We start from the raw sequence: 20,553 nt of genomic DNA, 5'->3' as shown, positions 1-20,553 counted from the left end.
ATGTTATTTTCGAATAGGATTATAAAGATAATGTTTCATATCCTTATCGTCAAACGTGTTTTTCCTGCAATACAACTGATAAAAATACTCTGTCATCGTAGAAGGGTCAAACCAATCACTATTTGCAGGCAAATTCAATCGTGCATTGTTTGCAGCCTTCATTGCCCCAAATGGAATACGTTTCTCTGCGGCGAGACTGAACACAAATGTGGTACCAACAGTATTTCTTCCTTCACGGTTACAACGCCCCGCTGCCTGTAAAATAGAGTCAAGACCTGATTCCTGTCGAAATACAACAGGGAAATCTATATCCACCCCTGCCTCTACAAGCTGGGTAGCTATCACTCTGACAATCGGATGTGATTTATCTTTCAGCAATGCCTTGACCTTCCGTATGGTTTCACTGATATGGGCGGGACACATCATTCTCGATAGATGGAGCTTTATTCCTTCATTAGGTAAACGGTCATACAGTTCCTTGGCATCCTTTCGGGTATTTACGATACATAATACTTTATTATATATAGCAACTTCGGCGGCAATCTCATCGTATGTCTTTCCTGTGTTGTCTATTACTAACTTCACACGACGAAGCTTGTCATGCAAAGCAAACTCATTCGGTATGATTTCAATAATACGGTCTATTCCCTCAAAATTGGCCTTAGGATTAGTTCCTTCTATCAGTCCGCTAAGTACCGGCTGACTGGCAGTGGTAAACAGTACCGACACTCCGAATATTTTCTGATATGCTTTAAGTGCATCCACTATCGGTTGTAAGAAATCAGTCGGCAATGTCTGCGCTTCATCCAAAATAAGAACTGAATTCACGATATTGTGCAATTTACGGCAATCGGACGGTTTGTTGCTAAACATTGACTCAAACAGCTGAACATTGGTCGTAACGATAATCGGATAATCCCAGTTTTCCGTGGCTAGCTTTGCCTTCTCACGTACCTCTTCATTCTTTATCTCATCAGGATTAAAGTTACTATGATGCTCCAGTACGTGCTCTTCGCCGAAGATTTCTTTCAAGAGGCCTGCCGTCTGCACAATAATACTAGTGTATGGGATGGCAATGATAATACGATTCATACCGTGATTTACAGCATGCTTCATGGCCCACAACAACGATGAAAGAGTCTTGCCGCCTCCCGTTGGTACCGTAAGGCTATAGAATCCTTTCTCTTCAGAAGAAGCTTTACGGCATCGTTCCTGTACTTTCTTGCGAATGTGGTTCACTTCTGTATCGGGTGCATACAATTGCAGTTCACGTAAATGCGCCTCCAATTTTGGCAATAAGTCAGTGAGTGTAGACGAGCATCCCCGTTTTTCCCACGATTCTACATCCATAAATTGCTCTGTATTGAGTCTGTCGGCATCCACAAGACAGGAAAAAAGCATGCGGGAAAGGTGATGAAAATGCTTCATGTCCACCTTAAGTTTAGAAAAAGGAGATTCAAGAAGTTCTTTTCTCAACTGGGGTATATTCAGAGCTATGTCCCCTTTGTTTATCTCTTCGGGAAGTTGCCTTTTCTCTATGACGCTCTCCGCATCTACATAATCATGTAGGCCTGTATGATGAGAGATTATCTGGTTGGCAAGAAGATTGAATACACTCTTCCCCATAAGGTTCGTTACCAATATTCCACCTACAAACGCATGATGATGCTCTCCATACGATTTTTCGTCAGTCACAGGTAGACCGCTTGTCGTACGGATATATTGCTGAAATGCATCACGCTCTTTTCCTTTGTCGTGAAGCATTCCAAGCGTATGCCCCCAAGATGGAAGTCCGAACAGTCCAGAAAAGGAGGTTGCCATTTCTGCAACACCCCTTTGATGTTCATCGTTGGTTTGTATTATCCATTTTCCATTTTCTTTGTTTTGGTATAAATGGGATATCAACTGTTTCTCTGTTTCCATTTGATTAGATTCATAAGGTTATACCTTACAAAAGTAGGAAAATAAATCGAAATATCCGTATCTTTGCGGCATGGCAAAACAAAATTCTCCATTGGTATTAGGGACCGAGCCTATCGGTAAATTACTTACGCAATATGCGATTCCTGCGATTATCGCTATGACAGCTTCTTCTTTATATAATATGGCCGATAGTATTTTTATTGGCCATGGAGTGGGGGCGTTAGCGATTTCCGGCCTAGCCTTGACCTTTCCGTTGATGAACTTGGCGGCCGCCTTCGGTTCGTTGGTGGGAGTCGGTGCCTCTACGTTGGTTGCCGTGAAGCTGGGGCAGAAAGATTATGAGGGGGCGAATAAGGTATTGGGGAATGTGTTGATCTTGAATGTGGTTCTGGGCGTCGCTTTCACGATCGCTTTCTTGTTCTTGCTTGATCCCGTGCTGTACTTTTTCGGTGCTAGTGAGAACACGATCTCATATGCCCGTGATTATATGCGGATTATTCTGTATGGCAATGTGGTTACGCATATGTATCTGGGATTAAATGCGGTCTTGCGCTCCTCTGGGTTCCCGAAGATGGCGATGTATGCTACGTTGGCGTCGGTCGTTATCAATTGCGCCTTGAATCCGTTGTTTATCTTTGGGTTTGGATGGGGTATAAAGGGGTCGGCTTGGGCGACGGTGATCTCGCAGGTAATCTCGCTTACCGGACAGTTGATCCATTTCTCGAGACCGAAGCAACTCCTTCATTTCAAGAAAGGTATTTATAGGCTGCGCTCGGAGATCGTGAAAGGTATCTTGTCGATCGGTTTATCTCCGTTCTTGATGAACCTTTGTTCCTGCTTGATCGTGATCCTTATCAACCGGGGATTGAAAGAGCATGGGGGAGATATGGCGATTGGCGCTTATGGTATCGTGAACCGTATCGCTTTTCTTTTCGTGATGATCATCATGGGATTTAATCAGGGTATGCAACCGATAGCCGGTTATAATTATGGTGCCCGACTCTATTCCCGGGTGACGGACGTGACCCGGCTGACGATGCGCTGGGCGGTAGGAGTGGCTACGCTGGGGTTCTTGCTTTGCCAGTTGGTGCCGTCGTGGATCGTCCGTATGTTTACGAGTGACGGGGAGTTGATCAGTGCCGCCTCTTATGGCCTGCATATCGTCTTCGCCGTATTCCCGATCGTGGGCTTCCAGATGGTGGCGACTAACTTCTTCCTTTCCATCGGCATGTCTAAGAAAGCGATCTTTCTCTCCTTGACCCGGCAGATGCTTTTCTTGATACCCTGTTTAATCCTCCTCCCCCCGTTATTCGGAACTCTCGGTGTCTGGATCAGTATGCCTATCGCCGATACGGTGGCGGCGATCGTGACGGCGATCGTGCTTGTGAAACAATTTAAACAATTCAAATATGGAACATAACGTGATATTACCTGCGGAATGGTATCCGCAAAGTGCCGTGCAGCTTACGTGGCCGCATGAGAATACGGATTGGGCCCCGATATTGGACGAGGTGATTCCTTGCTTCGTGGCTATCGCCAAGGAAGTGATCAAGCGAGAGAAGTTATTGATTGTCTGTCCGGACGAGACCGCCGTACGTGAACAATTGGGTGAGGTTGATTACGACCGTGTCATTTTCCGTGAGATGGATACGAACGATACGTGGGCACGGGATCACGGGGGAATTTCCGTCTTCGATGAGGGAACGCCCATGCTTTATGATTTCGTGTTCAATGGCTGGGGAATGAAGTTCGCCGCCAATCATGATAATCTGATTACCCGTAACCTTTGTCATATGAAGACCTTCTCCGGTGAGGTGGTGCCCGCTAATATGCAACCTTTCGTGCTGGAAGGCGGTAGTATCGAATCGGATGGGAAAGGTACGTTGATGACTACCGTTGAGTGTCTGGCATCCGTAAACCGTAATGAGTATTTGCAACAGGAGGAATTGGAACGTTATTTGAAAGACGTATTTGGCTTGGATCGTATCCTTTGGATTACCAGCGGTTATTTAGCCGGAGACGATACGGATAGCCACGTGGATACGCTCGCCCGTTTCTGTAGCGAGGATACGATCGCTTATGTCCGTTGCGAGGATGAGGAAGACGAGCATTATGAGGAATTGAAGGCGATGGAGGAGGAGATCAAGGAGTTTACTAGGGCGAATGGGGAGCCTTATCGTCTGATTCCACTTCCGATGGCCGATAAGGTGGAATGGGAAGGGGAGCGCTTGCCCGCTACCTACGCTAATTTCCTGATCATGAATGGGGCCGTATTGGTTCCGTTCTATGACTCACCGAAAGATGAGATCGCTAAAGCGGCTTTGCGGGAAGCGTTCCCGGACCGTGAGATCGTGGGTATCAATTGCCTTCCGCTTATCAAGCAACACGGTTCCCTGCATTGCGTGACGATGCAATATCCGGAAAGCTTTATCGAATAATAACTACAACCAATTAAATATGAAAGTAGGATTAATACAACAAAAGAATACCGCTGACAGAGCGGCGAATATAGAGAAGCTAAAGGTAAATATCCGTAAGGCTGCCCGGGAGGGAGCGGAATTGGTCGTCTTGCAAGAACTGCATAACGGCCTGTATTTCTGCCAGACGGAAGATACGAGCATGTTTGACTTGGCAGAGACGATCCCCGGCCCATCGACGGAAACCTTCGGTGCCTTGGCGAAAGAATTGGGTATCGTCTTGGTGCTTTCCCTTTTCGAGAAGCGTGCCCCGGGCCTGTACCATAACACGGCCGTCGTCTTGGAGAAAGACGGTACGATCGCCGGGAAATACCGCAAGATGCATATCCCGGATGACCCCGCTTATTACGAGAAATTCTATTTTACCCCCGGTGATTTAGGCTTTGAGCCTATCGATACCTCTGTGGGGCGTCTTGGTGTGTTGGTTTGCTGGGATCAATGGTATCCGGAAGCAGCCCGTTTGATGGCTATGCGTGGCGCCGAGATGTTGATCTATCCGACCGCTATCGGCTGGGAAAGTAGCGATACGCAGGAAGAGAAGGACCGTCAGCTGGGTGCGTGGGTGACCATACAGCGGGGACATGCCGTGGCGAACGGACTCCCGGTCATTTCCGTAAATCGTACCGGGCATGAGCCGGACCCTTCGGGGCAAACGGGCGGTATCCGGTTTTGGGGAAACAGTTTTGCGGCCGGTCCCCAAGGTGAGCTATTAACCGTATTCCCGAATGACGAAGAGGAGGTACGTGTGATAGAGATCGACAAGACCCGTAGTGAGAACGTGCGTCGTTGGTGGCCTTTCTTCCGGGATCGCCGTATCGATGCGTTTGGTGGTTTGACAGAACGATTTTTAGTATAATGACCGAATACACGCAAGAAGAGGCCGTCTTCCGCATGAACGAAATGGGGAAAGCGGGACGGCCTTTTCTTTTTATCATTGATTATAAACGAGAGCGGATCTATGTGGAGAGTCCGGAAGAGATCGCTCCCTCCGAGTTATTGTACGATTTGAACGGCTTTACGAATACAAATCACGAATGTAACTTGCGGGATTCCTCTCATCTTATATCCGGAGAACCTGTTGAATGGCAGCCCTCGTATGTTTCTTTCGAGGAGTATGTCCATTCATTCGAGACCGTTTCCCGGCATATCCATGCGGGTAATTCTTATTTGGTAAACTTGACATGCGCTACTCCGGTATATACGAACCTCTCCTTGAAAGATATCTTTTACCATTCCAAGGCGATGTATAAGCTTTGGATGCGGGATCGTTTCGTGGTATTCTCGCCCGAGATATTCGTGCGGACGCGGGATGGTCTCATCTATTCGTATCCCATGAAAGGTACGATTGACGCTACGCTGCCCGATGCCCGGAGACGTATCCTCGATGATCCCAAGGAAGCAGCGGAGCATGCCACGATCGTGGACTTGATCCGGAATGACTTGAGTATCGTAGCCTCCGAGGTTTGTGTTCCCCGGTATCGTTATATCGATGAACTGCGTACGCATAACGGAAGTTTGTTGCAGGTCAGCTCTGAGATAAGAGGCCGGTTGCCGGAAGGATGGAACGGCCATGTCGGGGAGATTTTGTTCAGCCTCTTGCCTGCCGGCTCCATCACGGGCGCTCCCAAGAAAAAGACCTTGGAGATCATCGCCGAGGCGGAAACCTATGAGCGGGGCTTCTATACGGGGGTGATGGGGTATTTTGACGGCCAAGATTTAGACAGCGCCGTGATGATCCGTTTTATGGAACAAGTCTCTCCCCATTCGTTTGTTTTCAAGAGCGGTGGGGGAATCACCTCTAAAAGTGATGTGAGATCGGAGTATAACGAAATGAAACAAAAAGTATATGTGCCCATCTATTGAGACCTTATCAGGGAGTCCGTTTGTGGAGACGATCCGTATCGAGAAGGGACGGATACATAACCTTCCGTACCATAATGCCCGGATGAACCGTACCCGCAGGGAGCTATTCGGAGCGAGAGAAGAAATTGATCTCGCAGGTTATATTCATCCGGGGCCTCATCAAGAACGTACCAAATGCCGGGTGGAATATACCCGCGAGGTCTTACAGGTAGAATACGTTCCTTACCGTATGCGTCCGGTTCATTCCTTGCGATTGGTTACATGCGATGAGATCGATTATTCCTATAAGAGTACGGATCGCCAATGCTTAAATGATTTATTCGCCCAACGAGGGGGACATGACGATATCCTGATCATCCGTGACGGTTTGCTGACCGATACTTCCATTTGCAATGTCGCCCTTTGGAATGGCACCTCTTGGATCACTCCCGCACGCCCTTTGTTATGTGGTACGATGCGTGCTTACTTATTGGATAAAGGCTTGGTACAGGCCGGGGATATCCCGGTAGAGGATCTGCCTAAGTATACCCGGATCCGTCTGTTTAACGCCTTGATCGGGTTCGGCGAAATCGATGAGATCACACGTATATACGTATGACACTACGCGAGTATCGGCGTGGCCCAGTGCCTATACAGGTAAGGGGTTACGCCGATATCTGTGTGGTCTCTTACCTGTATAGGCATGAATCAAGGTGTTTCCTAGAACAATATATCCACCTCCATATTGCTGATCCATTCTACGGGACGGCCGGCCACCTTATTGCAAGTGACGGCGAATTTCAAGGGGAGGATAATTCCCAACGGGATGCGTAACCATCCCGGCATATTGAAATTATGGACACCGATCAGGGAACCTAGCTGGATACCGACCGAGGGAGCTACCAAGAAACGGGTCTCGTCATTACGGCGGTCTATACCCATCTCGAAATAACTATACAGGCCGAGGAAACGTTTCGGGGAAACGAATATATCCATGTTATAATTGGCGCCCGCCTTCACGTTCCAGTTCTTGATCGTGTAGGAGGAGGAAGGGGCGTGCATATAATAACCGGAGATCGTAGGGGATACCCAATGAGCGATGTCGCCCAGCTCCATGATCATGCCTTTCCCTTTCCCGAACTTATGCCAATTGATCATGCTGACGTTCAAGCGACCGCCATACGTCATGACACCATCCCGGTTGCTATGGATCGGCGTGCCGATCAGGAACATGAAGGAGTTGGCTACCCTCGACCGGATAAAGTTGCGGGTAAAAGGCTCTTGTACGATCAGCTGTAGCTCATCCTTGCGGTCGGCGACGGAAGCTTCCAAGGGGACGTCATCCAAATTCGTCCCGAAGGGGATCGGGAAATCCTTGATTACCGGGAAACGATCGTAGACGAACTGAGGTAGGTCGTCTCGTTCGGAAGGGATCTCGTTCAAGATATTCTCGTCTGATCCTTCCAAGGCATTCTGGTAGGCTTTCCAGACTTCTACGATAGACTCGCAGGTGGCGGTCACGACTTGGTAGAATACCTTCGTCTCCCGCTCGTAGCTATCGCCTTTCTCCAAGGAATAAGGATGTTTCTCCGTTACCCGGATATGCCGGTAATCATCGGCCTCGTTGTACTCCATCATGTTTTGGTTCAGACGTTTATCGCCGTAAGCACTCCATGTCTCGCCTTTTAGGTTAGCGGTCTGTACGGGGATGGTATTGTAGAAATCGTGCAGGCTCTTATTGTTGGATACGGCGGAGGCGGAGAAGCCCCTACGTACCATTTGGTGTCCGGAGGCGAAGGAGTCTTGTAGGAAATGCTCGGCGAAAGCCTCGTACATCGTGGCGTAGAACATAAGGTTGCTCGCCATTCGCGTATCTCCTTTACACATCTCTTTGCCTGCCTCTTGTGCTAGATAGATGGCGAAGATGTGGATGCAGAAATACTTGCTCATGGAGGGCAACTGATTTAATTTATCGAAGACCTTGTTTACTTCCGAGGGGCGTTGAAGGCGGCGGATCAGCTCGGGGTCGATCATCTTCAGATGCTCGTTCAATCCCTTGCCATAGGCGTAGAAGTGGGAGAGGTCCTTGATTGCTAGGATACCGTAAGCCAGATTGATGTCGAGCAACTCCTTGCTGTTGGCTCCGGTGAGGAACTCGTTCATGGCTTGTGTCTCCAAAGCCAGCGTACGGTTCGTCTTGGAGAAATGGGTCTGCAGGCCTGTCTCCAAGAGCATGGGATTTTCCACATGGTCGCCGGCCAATCCGCAAAGCGTACCGTAGGTCACGATATTCGGCAACTGCGTCAGCTCATTCATGGCGTAGGCGTTCGAGCCGGGCATATGCGACATGTTGAGGATCTGCAGCAAGGCGCTATCAGCGACGGCCTCGTTGGGGAAGATCCCATTTTCCACCAGATAACGTGGGAGAAGGCTCATGGCACGGTCGCCGATCTTACGATGCTCGGCGAAATCCCATGCGAAGGCCGAACTTGTTATTGCGCTGATACCCATAAGTAGGCATCCGCGGTGAAGAAGTTGTTTAATAGTGTTTCTCTTGTTCATATCTATACTTGTTTATAATTATCTGAATAACTCAAGCGCGAACTTCAATCCGACGCTTTGATACTTGAACTTCTCGAAGCCTAGGAAAAGCGCTATATGAAAAAGGTCGCTACCGATACCATACCCGAGCTCGCTGTAATTCGGCAATACGGGAGTCCATAGCTGGCTGAGGTAGAAACGTTCGGACACGAGGTATTTATGCGCCTTGGGATTGGGCTTGAGGAATCGCAATAGAATGAATGGGCTCTCGTACATGAGGTGCCCTTGAATATATTTGTCGGAGGCATTGCACCAATCCCCACCTAGATTATGAAAGATCCCGCCAAACCGGTCGCCCCAAGGCTCGGGGAAATAACGTTTGGCGAAATAGCTGAAATCGGCGAAGTACATGTTATGCTGGTTAAAAAAGAGTCCACCGCTTAGATTGTAACTCAGTCGTTCGGATAAGCCCAGCCGTACGGTCTGGTTCATGCCGGCCTCCATCCGCCAATAATTTCCCGTACAGCCGAGCAGGTCCGGTATGCTTCGTGCCAGCTCGATCCGGAAGGTCGGGTAATGGGAATGCAGGTACTCTTTCCGGTAGCCGTCCATCCAGTAATATTGCCGGGGCGTGTAGGTAAGGCCGATAACCGGGGTGAACTCATTATGATCCTTAATATCCAATCCGGTATCCTTGCTCTTTTTCACGGGCGTACGATGGTGGTATGCGAGTCCGGCCGAGAGCCGGAAGCCGTTCATCAGTTCTATCTGGTTCATCAGCTTGGCATAGTAGTGCTGGAAATACTTCAAGTTGAGATCGTCGAAACGGATTGGGGTATCTTTTAGGATCTCGTTGATCTGGTGGATCACTTCGGAGGAATAGCTTTGGTTGTCATTGGCTATCGTGAGGTTGAGGATGCCTTGACGCTCGGGGTGATACTCCCAGTCGGTTGTTAGCCGTAGGCGTAGCTCTTTCTCCTTGAATAGGAAACCGATCTCGGGGTGGAAGCGTAGCTGACGGTCATGCTCGAATGTCTTACTGATACGTGCTTCTTGCTTATAGGTGATCCCGTTGCTTCCGAAAGATAGCTGGAACGGGTTGAGAAGGCCGGAATACTTCACACGAGTACTCTTGTAATCCCTGTTGACCGTGCTGGTGAGCCGCTCGCCGAGTTGGAGGTAGCGAGTGAGAGCGCTGCTGTCCGCTTCCGTCCTCACCACGTTCGTTCCGGTGGTGTACAAGGCTTTCTCATCGGTAGTGAGCGGCTTGTCCCTCCGGCTGTTCCAATAAGTGCTGTCTTGGGTAAAGGAGAGTGTGTCGGAGGTGATCGTATAGTATTGGGTTTGATCGAGCGAGTATAATTTCCTGCTCTCATGGTCTTCCTCTACCCAAGAGATCGATTTATAGCGGAAAGCGGCGTGGATGTCGCTCTCTATCCGGTTGCCTAGGGCATGGTAGCAGACTTGCAGGTCAGCCTCTTCCGGGAGGATGAAATGCTTCTCGTCACGGTTGAAACGTATGCTTAGGTTGAACTCGGAGAAAGAGGAGTGCCCTTGTATCTCGATACGGTCGATGGTCCAGAGTTCGTCGGTTACGTACAGGTTTCCGGATAGTAGTTTCTGGCTCCATTGGCGAGGGGTGAAACGGATGTTATACACAGGGATGCCGGAGATCGTGTCCGTGCCTTCCTGCCGAAACGTGTAATATTTGAAAGCATCGGGCGAGAGTGGCATGATCATTCCCTTATTGTAGATCGTGGGGGAGTAGACGTTCAAGTTGACGAACGAGGCTATCTCCTTGTAATGCCTTCCGGCGGCGAGATGGCTGCTGTTGATGGCTACAATCTCGTTGCGATAATGGTTGGGAGCGTCGTAGCGGGTGAGGCCACTCATCTCGAAGAAGGCATCGCGGGGATGACGCTCTATCGGGAAGACCAGATAGGCGTATCGTAGCAGCTTGTTCTTCCGGGGAACGTGCGTACGGCCTTTCACGTAGGTCTCCGCTTCATAGCTCTCGAGGACGTGCTCGTAGATGGGGGCTTGATGGATTACCTGCCGCATGATGGAGTCGGCTCGTGTGACGGGTGTCTTCTTTTGTGCCCGCAGGTCTGAATGGACTAGCGGGCACAGAAGAAGTATGGATAGTAGAATAAGGTGTCCCGTCTCGATCCTCATCCTGTCAATGTATGGCGAAGGTTGGGCATACTAATGCGCAAAGATGGCAGCCGACACATTTTTGCTCGTCTATCACCGGTTTGCGCATAGAGGTGAAACGGATAGCTTGATGTCCACCGTCGTTACAGGAAACGAAACAGCGTCCGCAGCCGAGGCATAGGCTGTTATCTACTGTCGGGCGGTGTATCTGCGTACGTTCCAGTTTCTCGGGGGGTACGATGTTCGGTAAAGCGATACCTATGAGGTCGGATAGGGTTTTATATCCGTTCTCTTGCATGAACAGTCGTAACCCTTCGCATAGATCGTCGATGATCCGGAAGCCGTATTGCATCACGGCGGTACATATCTGTAGGTTCGTGCAGCCTAGTAGCAGGAAATCGAGGGCATCCCGCCAAGTCTCTATACCGCCTATCCCGCTGATAGGCATCTTGCCGGCAGAAGGATCGCTCGCCAGCTCATGTATGAACCGGAGAGCGATAGGGCGCACGGCTTTCCCCGAATAGCCGGACACGCTGCTCAGTCCGCAGACAACGGGCCGGGCCGTAAGTGCTTTCTCATCGATACGGGTGATACATTTGATGGTGTTGATGGCGGCTATCCCGGTGGCTCCTCCTTCGTGGGCGGCGAGCGCCACGGGTGTCATCTGCCCGATATTCGGTGTCATCTTCGCTAGTATCGGCAGATGGGTACCCCGGCGTGTGGCGGCGGTGAACCGGCGTACCAGTTCCGGGCTTTGTCCTACGTCGCTGCCCATCCCTTCTTGCGTCATTTGTGGGCAAGAGAAGTTGCACTCAATGATATCGGCCCCAGCCTGCGTGGAATATTGGGCAAGCCGTGTCCACTCATCGTCTGTCCGTCCCATAATGGAGGAGATGATTAATTTGTCAGGATAGCGTTGCTTGAGGCGATAGAGAGTATCGAAATTCTCTTCGACAGAGGCTTCCGACAATTGTTCCATGTTCTTGAATCCGATGAAAGGCACGCCATCCACCTCCATTTGGTCGAAGCGGGGGGATACCTCATGGCTCGGATAGAATGATATCGTCTTGAAGCAGATACCGGCCCAACCGGCTTCGAGGGCCCGGACGCACATCTCGTAATTATGGGCTACGGGCGAGGAGGCCAGTATAAAGGGGTTGGCGCAGCGGACACCACAAAAGTCGATCGCCAAGTCCGGAGACGAAGTGAGGGGAGAACTATCCGTCGGGTTTGGCATATCTTGTAATTGCCGTACGATCTGGGTGATGGATATCGCCCGGTCGGTTCGTCCGCGGAGGCAGGCCTTCTCGCAAGGATGCCCGTCGCAATCCTTGCAGGCTTCCATCCGGTAGGCCCGGAGGATAGCTCCCGCTAGGTTGTCCATTTTACAGGCCCGCAGCAAGCGGCCCGGATCTAGTCCGGGCTTGCATGCCTTCGTGCAGACAGGGGCATCGCACAGATAACAGCGATTCGATTCTTCCGTTAGGAGGCGTTTTCTCTGGAGGAGGTTTGTCTTCATGGCTTCTAACTGTATTATCTCACTACTTTCTGTACTTTCCGGTAACGTTCGGTCACGACCTCCACGGTGTACAGGTGTCCGGGCAGGCTGAAGATTGCTTTTCCGGATACCGCTTGCTGGTGACCAGCCAACGTGCCGTTCATGCTGTAGACGTTGACGGTGGCTCCCGGCAGGCAGTCTACCGTAAGCATGCCGTTGAGAAAGCGGATAGATAGGGGCTCGTCGGCCGTTACCACCTCATTTCCGGTGATGCTCACGTCACCTCGTACATAGGTGATGTTGTTGATGTCCCACGCCAATACGAAGGGTTTGTCGCTGTTTACCATGAAGGGAAAGGTGTCGGTGCCGAAGCTAATCTTCCGTTCGAGTAGCTTGGGGTAGTACTGGTCACGGAGCGTGTTCGACTTCTCGGCAGTGAGCAGATAGAGGGTGGATGAGAAGGACTCGGCTGTCTCTTCCGGCCTGACGTGCTTGTCCGTGCGTCGTATCTTCGAATAGGATGCGCTGATACCCTGCGAGGTTGTCGCCGTGGTCTGGTCTGTCCATTCCCAAGAACTTTGGTTCTCCAGTTGAAAGAAGGGGAATTTCAAATCCATAAGGCTGATGGCACCTTTGGTCTGACTGTCGGAGATTGTGCCGCTGGTTTCCAGCGTCATGTCGATCCGTTCGGAGTTGAGGCTGAAGTTGACGGACTTGCTGACATTTGGCTCGCTGGCGGTCATGGTGAGGATCTCACGGGCCTCCCAGTCTCCAAGTTTGCTTGGATTGTCTATGCGGAAAGGCTCTAGGTCGAGAGGCACTTCTACTTGTTTGATACTCTGTCGTGTCATGTAAGTATAGCTGAATATGGGCATTCGTACACTCTGTCTCCGGGTGGGGGAGAGGTATTCTAGGTCGCAACGGGTCAGAATGGGTACAGAGTAGAGGGCGATGGCCCGGTAGTCTGCTGTGTCGTTTGCTTCGAAGGTAACGGTGATGGACTCGGACTGGCTTGTTACTTCCTCGTGTTGTTTCTGGAAGGAGTATCCGCCGCCGAATGCTGCCGTGAGTTTATCCGTATGCGGTCCGAAGGAGCATTTTAGATCACTTTTATAGAGTCGGCTCACGGAGTTGCTGGTGCCCGATCCCATGGTGAAGGCAAGGCTTGAGGCTACGCCGAGGTCGCCGAACCACTCGTTATTATCCACTACCGTTGGAGGTGGTCCTTCGATGATGCCGACGAGGCGCACGAGATTGCGTAACTCGCTGTTGCCGAATAAGGCCTTCTCGTCGTTGAAAGAACTACGTCTCTCCACGATCTCGTTAGATCGGATGGAGGCGACGTAGGAGTGCTTGAACCAGTGGTATGGTTGCTGGTTACCCCGCAGTAGATAGATATATTGCTTGTAGTAGAGTCCTCCGCCGGGAGCTGTCTCAGTGGTAGGATCTGCTGCGGTGGCTACGGCCGTGTAGCCGTAGGGCAGGTCAGTGTAGATGGGTGCGTCGGCGGCGAAGCTGTTGCTGCCGGGGTAGAATTTCTTTAGGAAGTGTTCACCCGTCCCTTTGCCATCATAGGAACAGTAGCTGAAGATTAGGGGATTTGAGGACGCTTTGTAGCCATTGGTATTGTCGGCCGCATAGCCTTCGATGTCAGCTTGGATGAGCTTGAGTGAGAAGGTCTTCGAGCGGCCTATGTCGTGGTGTGCGTATTCTTCCCACTTGGAGGGCCATGTGTTATCCTTGCCATATTCGCCGCTGTAGCTGAATGCCTCGAATGCACCGCTCTTGAGTCGGCCTACGATGAGTTTTTCCACGTTCTTTTTCTCGGTGTCGTCGTAGCCGTACCACGAGGTGGCGTCCCAGTGGTCGTCGGGATCGTATTCCATTGATATGCCTGTTGAGCCTTTTAGCTCGATATTATCGTGTCCGGCGTTGCGCACGGTGCCGCACCAGTCCCAGCCGCTGTTCAGCTCGGGGTCGCCGTATTGGTAGACTTGCAGTTTCTTGTTGGTGCGGCGGTGTAGGATGACGCAGATCTTGTCACGGTAGATGGTGGCGGCGAAGTTGGCGTAAGTTTTCCCGTCATCGAGCATACGGGTTTTCTTGTATTCTCCCTTTTTCATATCCACCTCGCCGATCCATATCTGGCCATTGGTATTATTCTTCCAGAGCACATAGAAGCGATTACGGTATACGATGATCTCGGCATCTTGGTATACGCCGAACTCATTGAGACGGATCTCTTTTTTATTGGTTTCACCAATGGTAGATTGCTTCATTGTCTGGGTCTCGCCGTTCACCTCGAAAGCCGTGAGGCATACGGCTGAAGGTCCGTTATTATTTATGTAGACCCCGTAGAGCTTCCCTTGGTAGTATTGTGCATCGGTGAAGCAGTAATAGGCACCTCCGTCTGATTCGTAATTGTGGAATTCTTTCACCTTATACAGTTCGGGATGTTGGCTGATCTGTGCCTTGACGGTGGTGGTAGAGGCGGTGATAAGCAAAAATACGGCGATCAGCCGTATAGCTTGTGCTTTGAGTGTCGTTCTCATGTATATATCTGTTTAAGAGGTTTAGAAACTGATATTGAATTGTAACTGTACGGACTGCCTCTTGCCGAAGCTCCCGTTTACTCCGAGCGAGATGTTGTCAGCGAGGAAATAGTTCACCCCGGCCAAAGCGTACAGCTTGTGACGGGCGTGGAAGGTCTCGTCGATACGAACGGTATAGTCCTCGCCGGCATATGTCTTGGTGAACTCGTACCGGTCTTTCATCGTGTAGTCCTTGTAGAGGATGCCGGCATAGAGCACGAAATTGCCCAGTGCGTATCCGGCCACCACGGGCACGGCCCACTCTAGGTAACGGCGGTTGAGGCTGAGGTCTCGCAAGGGGATGGTCTTGCCTTGGTAATACACCTCGGTGGTCATGTTATCGCTGTTGGCATAGCGCACGCCGGGTTGGGTAGACATGAAAAAGCGGTCGGTAAAGGCATAGCCGTAACCTAACCCTCCGCTGTAGATGGGTACCATGTTCTTGCTGAAGATGGTACTGCTTAGGTCGTCATCATCTCGGAAAGTCTCCTCGTGGGTGAAGTTGGTGGTACCGATGCCTGCCCACAGGCTGAGATTGTCCCATACACGATAGGAGAGGCGCAGGGAAATACTGTTCATGATGAGTCGGTGACTTACCGAGTGATTGTCCTCGTCGATTTGTTCGGAAGTCCAATTCTCCGGGTTTCCCATCTGCCCATCTTCATCCACGCCAAATGACGTGGTGGAGAGCCAAGGGGTACTGGTATCGTGACTTCCGTTGATCTGTAAGTTGAAACGTTTTTCCCCCGTAGGATATTTGTCTAAGGGGATCAATATATCCACTTTGGCTTGATAGACAGTAAAAACGGATAAGAGTAGAAGTGTAAGATGTCTCATATCGCTACTTATTTAGTTGAATGATTTACGTTGTCGTAATATAGGTTGGCGAAGTACTCAATGGGGGTATTACCCGTCACCTCCTTAAACTGGCGATAAAAAGAGGTACGGGAGGTAAAACCTGCTTTCTTGTATAGCTCCTTAGGTTCCTGTGTGAGACATTTGGAGAACTCCTGTATAAGATGCTTTACCCGATAGTTGGCTAGCCAGCGACTGAAGTTCATACCCGTCTGATTGTTCAAGGTGGAGGATAGCCGGGTACGGTTCGTGCAAGCGAGGTTGGCCAACTGGCACAAATTGAACTGTGGATCGAGATAAGGCTTCTTATCCTCCATGATTTGTAAGATACGGGCATATAGCCTGCGTTCGATTAGGGATGGCTTTTGCTTTTCTTCCATATTGGTACTGTCTTAAGTAACCCGCATAAGAGGGACTTGCGAGGTCAAATATAGACAGTCCCATTTGGTATACCAAAGGAAGGGAAAAGATGCGAACGTATTGAAACTTAATCCGAACGATCTGGTACACCAAGGGCCGTAAAGACCTTGCGTCAAAGGTAAGGCCGGTACTTTAACAGATTATTTGCCGGTCTCTTTTCGTACGTTTCTGTATTGGTTGGGCGTAAGTCCGGTGACTTGCCGGAACTGCCGGAAGAAGGAGGTTCGGGAGGTGAAGCCTGATTCGGAGGCTAGTGCGGTGATGTCGCTGTCGGGACGTAGGGCGACGAGCGAAAGGAGGTGGTGTACCCTGTATTCAGCCAGCCAACGACTAAAGTTCATTCCCGTCTGCTTATTGAGGGTGGTGGATAGTTGTGTTCGGTTAGTACCCACTAGACGGGAGAGGGTCACAAGGTCGAGATTAGGATTTAAGAAAGGCTTTTGCTCTTTCATAACTGATAGGATTCGTTGATATAGGAGATTATCAGCTTTTGTTGTGACCTCGGTGTTTGCCTCTGAATGATCTGGTAACTTTATTTGTGGCCGGGAGATTAGCGGAAGTGGATCGTGTATTAGCAACCAAGCTGCATGATGGCTTATCAATAAATCGAATAACTGGCGTAGGCGACGGCGATGATTTCTCCACCAAAGATATCCTCCGGTTAGGATAGCCATGAGTAAAATAATGATTCCGGTTAGGATATACTGGATGAGCCGTGCCTGTTCCGCCTCCACCTTCTGACTTTTTAAGCGGGTGGATAATAGTTCGTTTTGTAGGCTTTCGCTGATCATCTTTCTGCGTATGTTCATTTGCTCTTGGGCATAATGGGATTGTAGGGAGTCAGCCCGGTTTGCCTGTTGGATGGCTTCCGATTGATTTCCGGTCGTATAATAGCATTCGGACAACATACGTGCCACACGCACCTTATATTCCTCGATATTGTCTTTGTTCCTCAAGAGAGGCGTGGCGACATTATTGAATGAGACTTTGTCTAATTCCTCCAATACGGATAGTGCCTCTTTGTTTTTTCCATGTTTCCGGAGAGAGACGGCGTATTCCATGAAGAGTTGATATTGCAGATAGCTGATCGTGTGTATTTGGTGTTTCGCCTGAAAGTGGCGGATATCGGTAATGCATCGTTGGGTCCATTCCTCCGCTTCGGCGGTCTTTCCCGTACGGCTTAATGCTATAGCTTTTACTAAGTGAGGAGAGCTTATCACTTTATATTTCAAGTTCACCAATGCTGAATCCGCATAGATGAGTGCTTGGGGATATAATCCACATTCAAGACAAGCGTTAGCCGCCGTGATATACCAGTTTTGAGGATTTATATATGCATATTTTCGTGCCTCGTTTATCCATCGCTCGCATTCTGCGGGTTGGCGTGTCTGTGCGTGAAGAAATGCCATACGCAGGTGATTCATGAGAAGGTGCTTGTCTTTTATGCGGATGGCGTAAGGTTTCATGCGGTCGAGTAGCATTCTCGCATGAGCCGTGTCCTGTAATCTGCAATAGCGAGTGTATATGATTTGGCGGGTTGCCAGCAAAAGCGAGTCATTCCCTATTTCTTGGGCATGGGTTTCTATCTCTTCGCATAGCTGGTCGTTCAAGGGACCGCTCAACAAAGAATAATCATTCAGTTGCGCTATTTGCTGATCCAATTGCTGCTTGGGTGGAAGAAGAGAGTGGGAGTCGCAGGCGTAAAGGACTGACAGTAGGAATATGTAAAGTATGCTTGTTTTCATGATGTCATAGTTTTATTTGTAATTCCAGACCGAAAAAAGGCTGGGTATTTTGTTGAAGGTAAGATCTCGTGCTGGCTGAATAGCGAGTGGGGCGTAAATCGGCGAGGTTGTTGGCAAAGAATGCCAGCGTGATGTGCTCTCCGAAAGCTTTGTTTACCCGAATATTCAGCATACCATATGGTTTATAAGAGTTTGGTAGGAATCGTTCCGGTGCGGTGGTGGAGAGTAAAGGCGCAAAGGCTGGATCCTCTTTCTGTGCCTCGGTGAACGGATGTATGATTCCGTCTGTTCCACACCAATATAGGGGCCATACATTCTCGCCAGTGCTACCGTTGTAGAGCGTACGATATTTATAGAGCCATATCATTTGCCACGTAAGGGTAGTGACCAGTCCGATTCTGGGGATGCGGGTGATGAAACGGAAGTTCGTGGAGATGATCTCCGAACGACTTTCATTTCCCGGTCCGCCTTGCCTGTCGTAAAAACCTACGTAGGGGTATTCTGTTTTATCTGTGTACTGGATCGGCCAGATCCCGTTAAGGGCCGTATTCTTTTCTCGTACATATAACCAAATCCCGTCTACGATTAGGGAGGTACGCAAGGGTGAGAAAGTCCCGAGGTCCGCTACCATCTCAATCCCATGTTTCTTCCTATGGAGTGTATTGACTGGTACAGATACCGGCGTGTAACTATATTTCTCTTGATAAGGGACAGCCTTACCGTTCACCCATACCTGTCCATCTTTGTATTCAGGACGAAGTTGGGCGGTTGATAGATAATCATATTCCCGATAGCTGAACGGAATATATTGCGCCGAGGAGGAAAAGCCATCCGTTTGTTTCTCGAAAAAAACGGTCATGTCTAGTCGGATGGCCGGAGTCTTCCCTATAAGGCCAACCTCTATCTTTCGATTTACGGTAGGTTTTAATTTCATATTTCGTTCCATTCCGGGGGCATGTGTCGTGAGAATACCAAGGGTGTTTCCACTTTCATTGCTATCATTATAATAGAAAGAGACCTTATCATTATAAATAGCTTCCGGGTAGAGTTTTTCCAATGTCGGCATGAAACTGATCCATCCGACCCCGGCTTTTAAACTCAATGTATAGCCGGAGGGAGAGGAGCAGAGAGACCATAAGAGATTCAGGCGAGGTTCTGTCTGATAGATTAAGGCATAATCCCGGCTTTTCAATCCTTGATTTCTTAATCCGGCTTTTACATGGAGGTTGGGAGTCCGGTATGTGGCCTCAATGAAGCCACCGAACGTATGCAAGGATGGGATTTCCCGGAATGAGCGGGGACGGATAGATGTAGAAGGAGGCCTTTGCCGATCGAAATCCCTGCCTCGCCCTTCGTTGCCCTCACCACGCCATGAGAATCCGGCGGCTAAGCTGATTTCACGTCTCTGCCGTAGCGGAAATGAGGTAGACGCCAGCATCTCGGTTTCTACATAAAAAGGTCGGCTTTCATTGACTAATGTGTACATGTAGTTTGAGGATAAAACATTGGCTTCCCATTCGCCGCTCTCTTTCTGGTCTGTATAAAGCTGGCTAGAGGCATTGTTGACCTGACTCTTTGTTTGTTTGCTTTTTTGAAGGGAACCGTCTATTCTCAGAGACAGTTTCTTGAGCCAACGTCGGTCGGGTTGCCATTCCCCTTGTATGGAAAATCGCTGATCCAATCGTTGTCTTTGTGTATGATTCTGCTCGTTGACGAATTGCTTTTCCTTTCCTATGCGAGAGGTGTAAGTAAGGCTTAATTCTAGTTTTTTCCCTGCGGGCAACCAATGGTAAAGGTTTGCCAAGCGTATGCCGCCGGTATGGAAATCGCCTTGGCTGGTATAGTCCGCTAACAGGTTGAGCGTATGGCCTTGTGGGGAGATACAGAAGCCTTTTCCAAGCATATATTGTTTCAGTTTCGGATTGTAACGTATGCTGGTGGAGAGAGGCATTCTACCTTGATGAGTCTTGAGTAATAATACGCTATTTGTTAAGTTTCCGTACCGGGCAGAAGGTATTCCCCGGATGATTTCCGCCTCTTTCACTTGGTTGAGAGATAGAAAACGGGCATCATATCCTTCGTAAGGCTCGTTGATGCCGGTGTTGAAATGAAGAGGAGAGCCGTCTACCCATATTTGGGCACCCATAGCTGCGTTTTTATGAAATTGGTTTACCCCGTTCTTTAAAGAAACCTCCCGCACTGAGAAATATTGTGCGTCTGTCACCCCAGAATTATTGGTGAGACCTCCTGGTAATAACTGTGTCAGATCAGCGATCGTGATAGGTTGCGTGTGTTCCAATGTTGATGCAGGAAGCAAGGAAACCGTACCCGGAGTCTTAGACTCGATGGCTGTTACCAAAATGTTGGGTAAATAGAAGGACAGAGTATCCGGTTGCTCTTGCCCGTGAAGGTAATTGCCCGGATGAAGTGATGATAATAAGAGAAATATCGTCACGATCCTTATTGGTATTTTGTACAAAGTTGAGTAACGCATAGTATTAGACCTA

General features: G+C 49.5%; 14 protein-coding genes. 5 read left to right on the top strand and 9 right to left on the bottom strand.

The window, feature by feature from the left end:
• Positions 1-3: 3 nt before the first annotated feature.
• Positions 4-1,923 carry a CRISPR-associated helicase/endonuclease Cas3 gene (locus tag CI960_RS09610; RefSeq protein WP_005856778.1) on the bottom strand — a complete coding sequence of 640 codons (1,920 nt, stop codon included), beginning with the start codon at positions 1,921-1,923 and terminating at the stop codon, positions 4-6.
• Between the two features lie 70 nt (positions 1,924-1,993).
• Here CI960_RS09610 and CI960_RS09605 point away from each other — a divergent pair, with 70 nt between their 5' ends.
• Genes CI960_RS09605 through CI960_RS09585 form a run of 5 tightly spaced genes read left to right on the top strand, consistent with a single transcriptional unit; the run spans position 1,994 to position 6,861 of the window.
• On the top strand, positions 1,994-3,343 hold the full coding sequence (locus CI960_RS09605) for an MATE family efflux transporter (protein ID WP_005856780.1): 1,350 nt from the start codon (positions 1,994-1,996) through the stop codon (positions 3,341-3,343).
• Complete coding sequence (locus tag CI960_RS09600) at positions 3,333-4,361, top strand: agmatine deiminase family protein (RefSeq protein WP_005856783.1); 1,029 nt, start codon at positions 3,333-3,335, stop codon at positions 4,359-4,361. Before CI960_RS09605 ends, CI960_RS09600 begins: the two co-directional genes overlap by 11 nt.
• A 19-nt stretch (positions 4,362-4,380) precedes the next feature.
• Positions 4,381-5,256 carry a carbon-nitrogen hydrolase gene (locus tag CI960_RS09595; RefSeq protein ID WP_005856785.1) on the top strand — a complete coding sequence of 292 codons (876 nt, stop codon included), beginning with the start codon at positions 4,381-4,383 and terminating at the stop codon, positions 5,254-5,256.
• Entirely contained in the window at positions 5,256-6,263 is a 1,008-nt protein-coding gene (locus CI960_RS09590; RefSeq protein ID WP_005856787.1) for an aminodeoxychorismate synthase component I, read from the top strand. The genes CI960_RS09595 and CI960_RS09590 overlap by 1 nt, the downstream gene beginning before the upstream one ends.
• On the top strand, positions 6,247-6,861 hold the full coding sequence (locus CI960_RS09585) for an aminotransferase class IV family protein (RefSeq protein ID WP_005856789.1): 615 nt from the start codon (positions 6,247-6,249) through the stop codon (positions 6,859-6,861). The genes CI960_RS09590 and CI960_RS09585 overlap by 17 nt, the downstream gene beginning before the upstream one ends.
• Positions 6,862-6,962: 101 nt before the next feature.
• On the opposite strand, the gene CI960_RS09580 is transcribed toward CI960_RS09585, so the two are convergent.
• The 8 genes from CI960_RS09580 to CI960_RS09545 all read right to left on the bottom strand — a co-directional run bounded on the left by CI960_RS09580 (position 6,963) and on the right by CI960_RS09545 (position 20,540).
• Positions 6,963-8,804: a hypothetical protein gene (locus tag CI960_RS09580; RefSeq protein ID WP_005856791.1), complete on the bottom strand. Its 1,842-nt coding sequence runs from the start codon at positions 8,802-8,804 to the stop codon at positions 6,963-6,965.
• 18 nt (positions 8,805-8,822) lie between these two features.
• Positions 8,823-10,958, bottom strand: a complete 2,136-nt coding sequence (locus CI960_RS09575; RefSeq protein WP_005856793.1) for a DUF5686 family protein — start codon at positions 10,956-10,958, stop codon at positions 8,823-8,825.
• Between the two features lie 4 nt (positions 10,959-10,962).
• Positions 10,963-12,456, bottom strand: a complete 1,494-nt coding sequence (preA, locus tag CI960_RS09570; protein ID WP_005856795.1) for an NAD-dependent dihydropyrimidine dehydrogenase subunit PreA — start codon at positions 12,454-12,456, stop codon at positions 10,963-10,965.
• A gap of 14 nt (positions 12,457-12,470) precedes the next feature.
• Complete coding sequence (locus CI960_RS09565) at positions 12,471-14,987, bottom strand: hypothetical protein (protein ID WP_005856797.1); 2,517 nt, start codon at positions 14,985-14,987, stop codon at positions 12,471-12,473.
• Between the two features lie 21 nt (positions 14,988-15,008).
• Positions 15,009-15,863, bottom strand: coding sequence for a hypothetical protein (locus tag CI960_RS09560; protein ID WP_005856799.1), 855 nt, complete (start codon positions 15,861-15,863; stop codon positions 15,009-15,011).
• Between the two features lie 8 nt (positions 15,864-15,871).
• Complete coding sequence (locus CI960_RS09555; protein WP_005856801.1) at positions 15,872-16,261, bottom strand: helix-turn-helix domain-containing protein; 390 nt, start codon at positions 16,259-16,261, stop codon at positions 15,872-15,874.
• A gap of 180 nt (positions 16,262-16,441) precedes the next feature.
• Positions 16,442-18,046: a helix-turn-helix domain-containing protein gene (locus CI960_RS09550; RefSeq protein ID WP_005856803.1), complete on the bottom strand. Its 1,605-nt coding sequence runs from the start codon at positions 18,044-18,046 to the stop codon at positions 16,442-16,444.
• 4 nt (positions 18,047-18,050) lie between these two features.
• A complete protein-coding gene (locus tag CI960_RS09545) occupies positions 18,051-20,540 on the bottom strand; it encodes a TonB-dependent receptor (protein WP_005856805.1) in 2,490 nt (829 codons plus the stop codon).
• Between the last annotated feature and the right edge of the window lie 13 nt (positions 20,541-20,553).

The sequence above is a fragment of the Parabacteroides sp. CT06 genome (genome assembly GCF_002257605.1).
GTDB lineage: Bacteria > Bacteroidota > Bacteroidia > Bacteroidales > Tannerellaceae > Parabacteroides > Parabacteroides distasonis.
Note: the sequence above shows the minus strand (reverse complement) of the source record. Positions and strands in the feature narration are given on the sequence as shown.

Coding starts and splice junctions, on each gene's coding strand:
- CI960_RS09565 (WP_005856797.1), bottom strand. CDS start 14,987: ATGAGAACGACACTCAAAGCACAAGCTATACGGCTGATCGCCGTATTT.
- CI960_RS09580 (WP_005856791.1), bottom strand. CDS start 8,804: ATGAACAAGAGAAACACTATTAAACAACTTCTTCACCGCGGATGCCTA.
- preA (WP_005856795.1), bottom strand. CDS start 12,456: ATGAAGACAAACCTCCTCCAGAGAAAACGCCTCCTAACGGAAGAATCG.
- CI960_RS09595 (WP_005856785.1), top strand. CDS start 4,381: ATGAAAGTAGGATTAATACAACAAAAGAATACCGCTGACAGAGCGGCG.
- CI960_RS09560 (WP_005856799.1), bottom strand. CDS start 15,863: ATGAGACATCTTACACTTCTACTCTTATCCGTTTTTACTGTCTATCAA.
- CI960_RS09555 (WP_005856801.1), bottom strand. CDS start 16,261: ATGGAAGAAAAGCAAAAGCCATCCCTAATCGAACGCAGGCTATATGCC.
- CI960_RS09610 (WP_005856778.1), bottom strand. CDS start 1,923: ATGGAAACAGAGAAACAGTTGATATCCCATTTATACCAAAACAAAGAA.
- CI960_RS09600 (WP_005856783.1), top strand. CDS start 3,333: ATGGAACATAACGTGATATTACCTGCGGAATGGTATCCGCAAAGTGCC.
- CI960_RS09590 (WP_005856787.1), top strand. CDS start 5,256: ATGACCGAATACACGCAAGAAGAGGCCGTCTTCCGCATGAACGAAATG.
- CI960_RS09605 (WP_005856780.1), top strand. CDS start 1,994: ATGGCAAAACAAAATTCTCCATTGGTATTAGGGACCGAGCCTATCGGT.
- CI960_RS09585 (WP_005856789.1), top strand. CDS start 6,247: ATGTGCCCATCTATTGAGACCTTATCAGGGAGTCCGTTTGTGGAGACG.
- CI960_RS09550 (WP_005856803.1), bottom strand. CDS start 18,046: ATGAAAACAAGCATACTTTACATATTCCTACTGTCAGTCCTTTACGCC.
- CI960_RS09575 (WP_005856793.1), bottom strand. CDS start 10,958: ATGAGGATCGAGACGGGACACCTTATTCTACTATCCATACTTCTTCTG.
- CI960_RS09545 (WP_005856805.1), bottom strand. CDS start 20,540: ATGCGTTACTCAACTTTGTACAAAATACCAATAAGGATCGTGACGATA.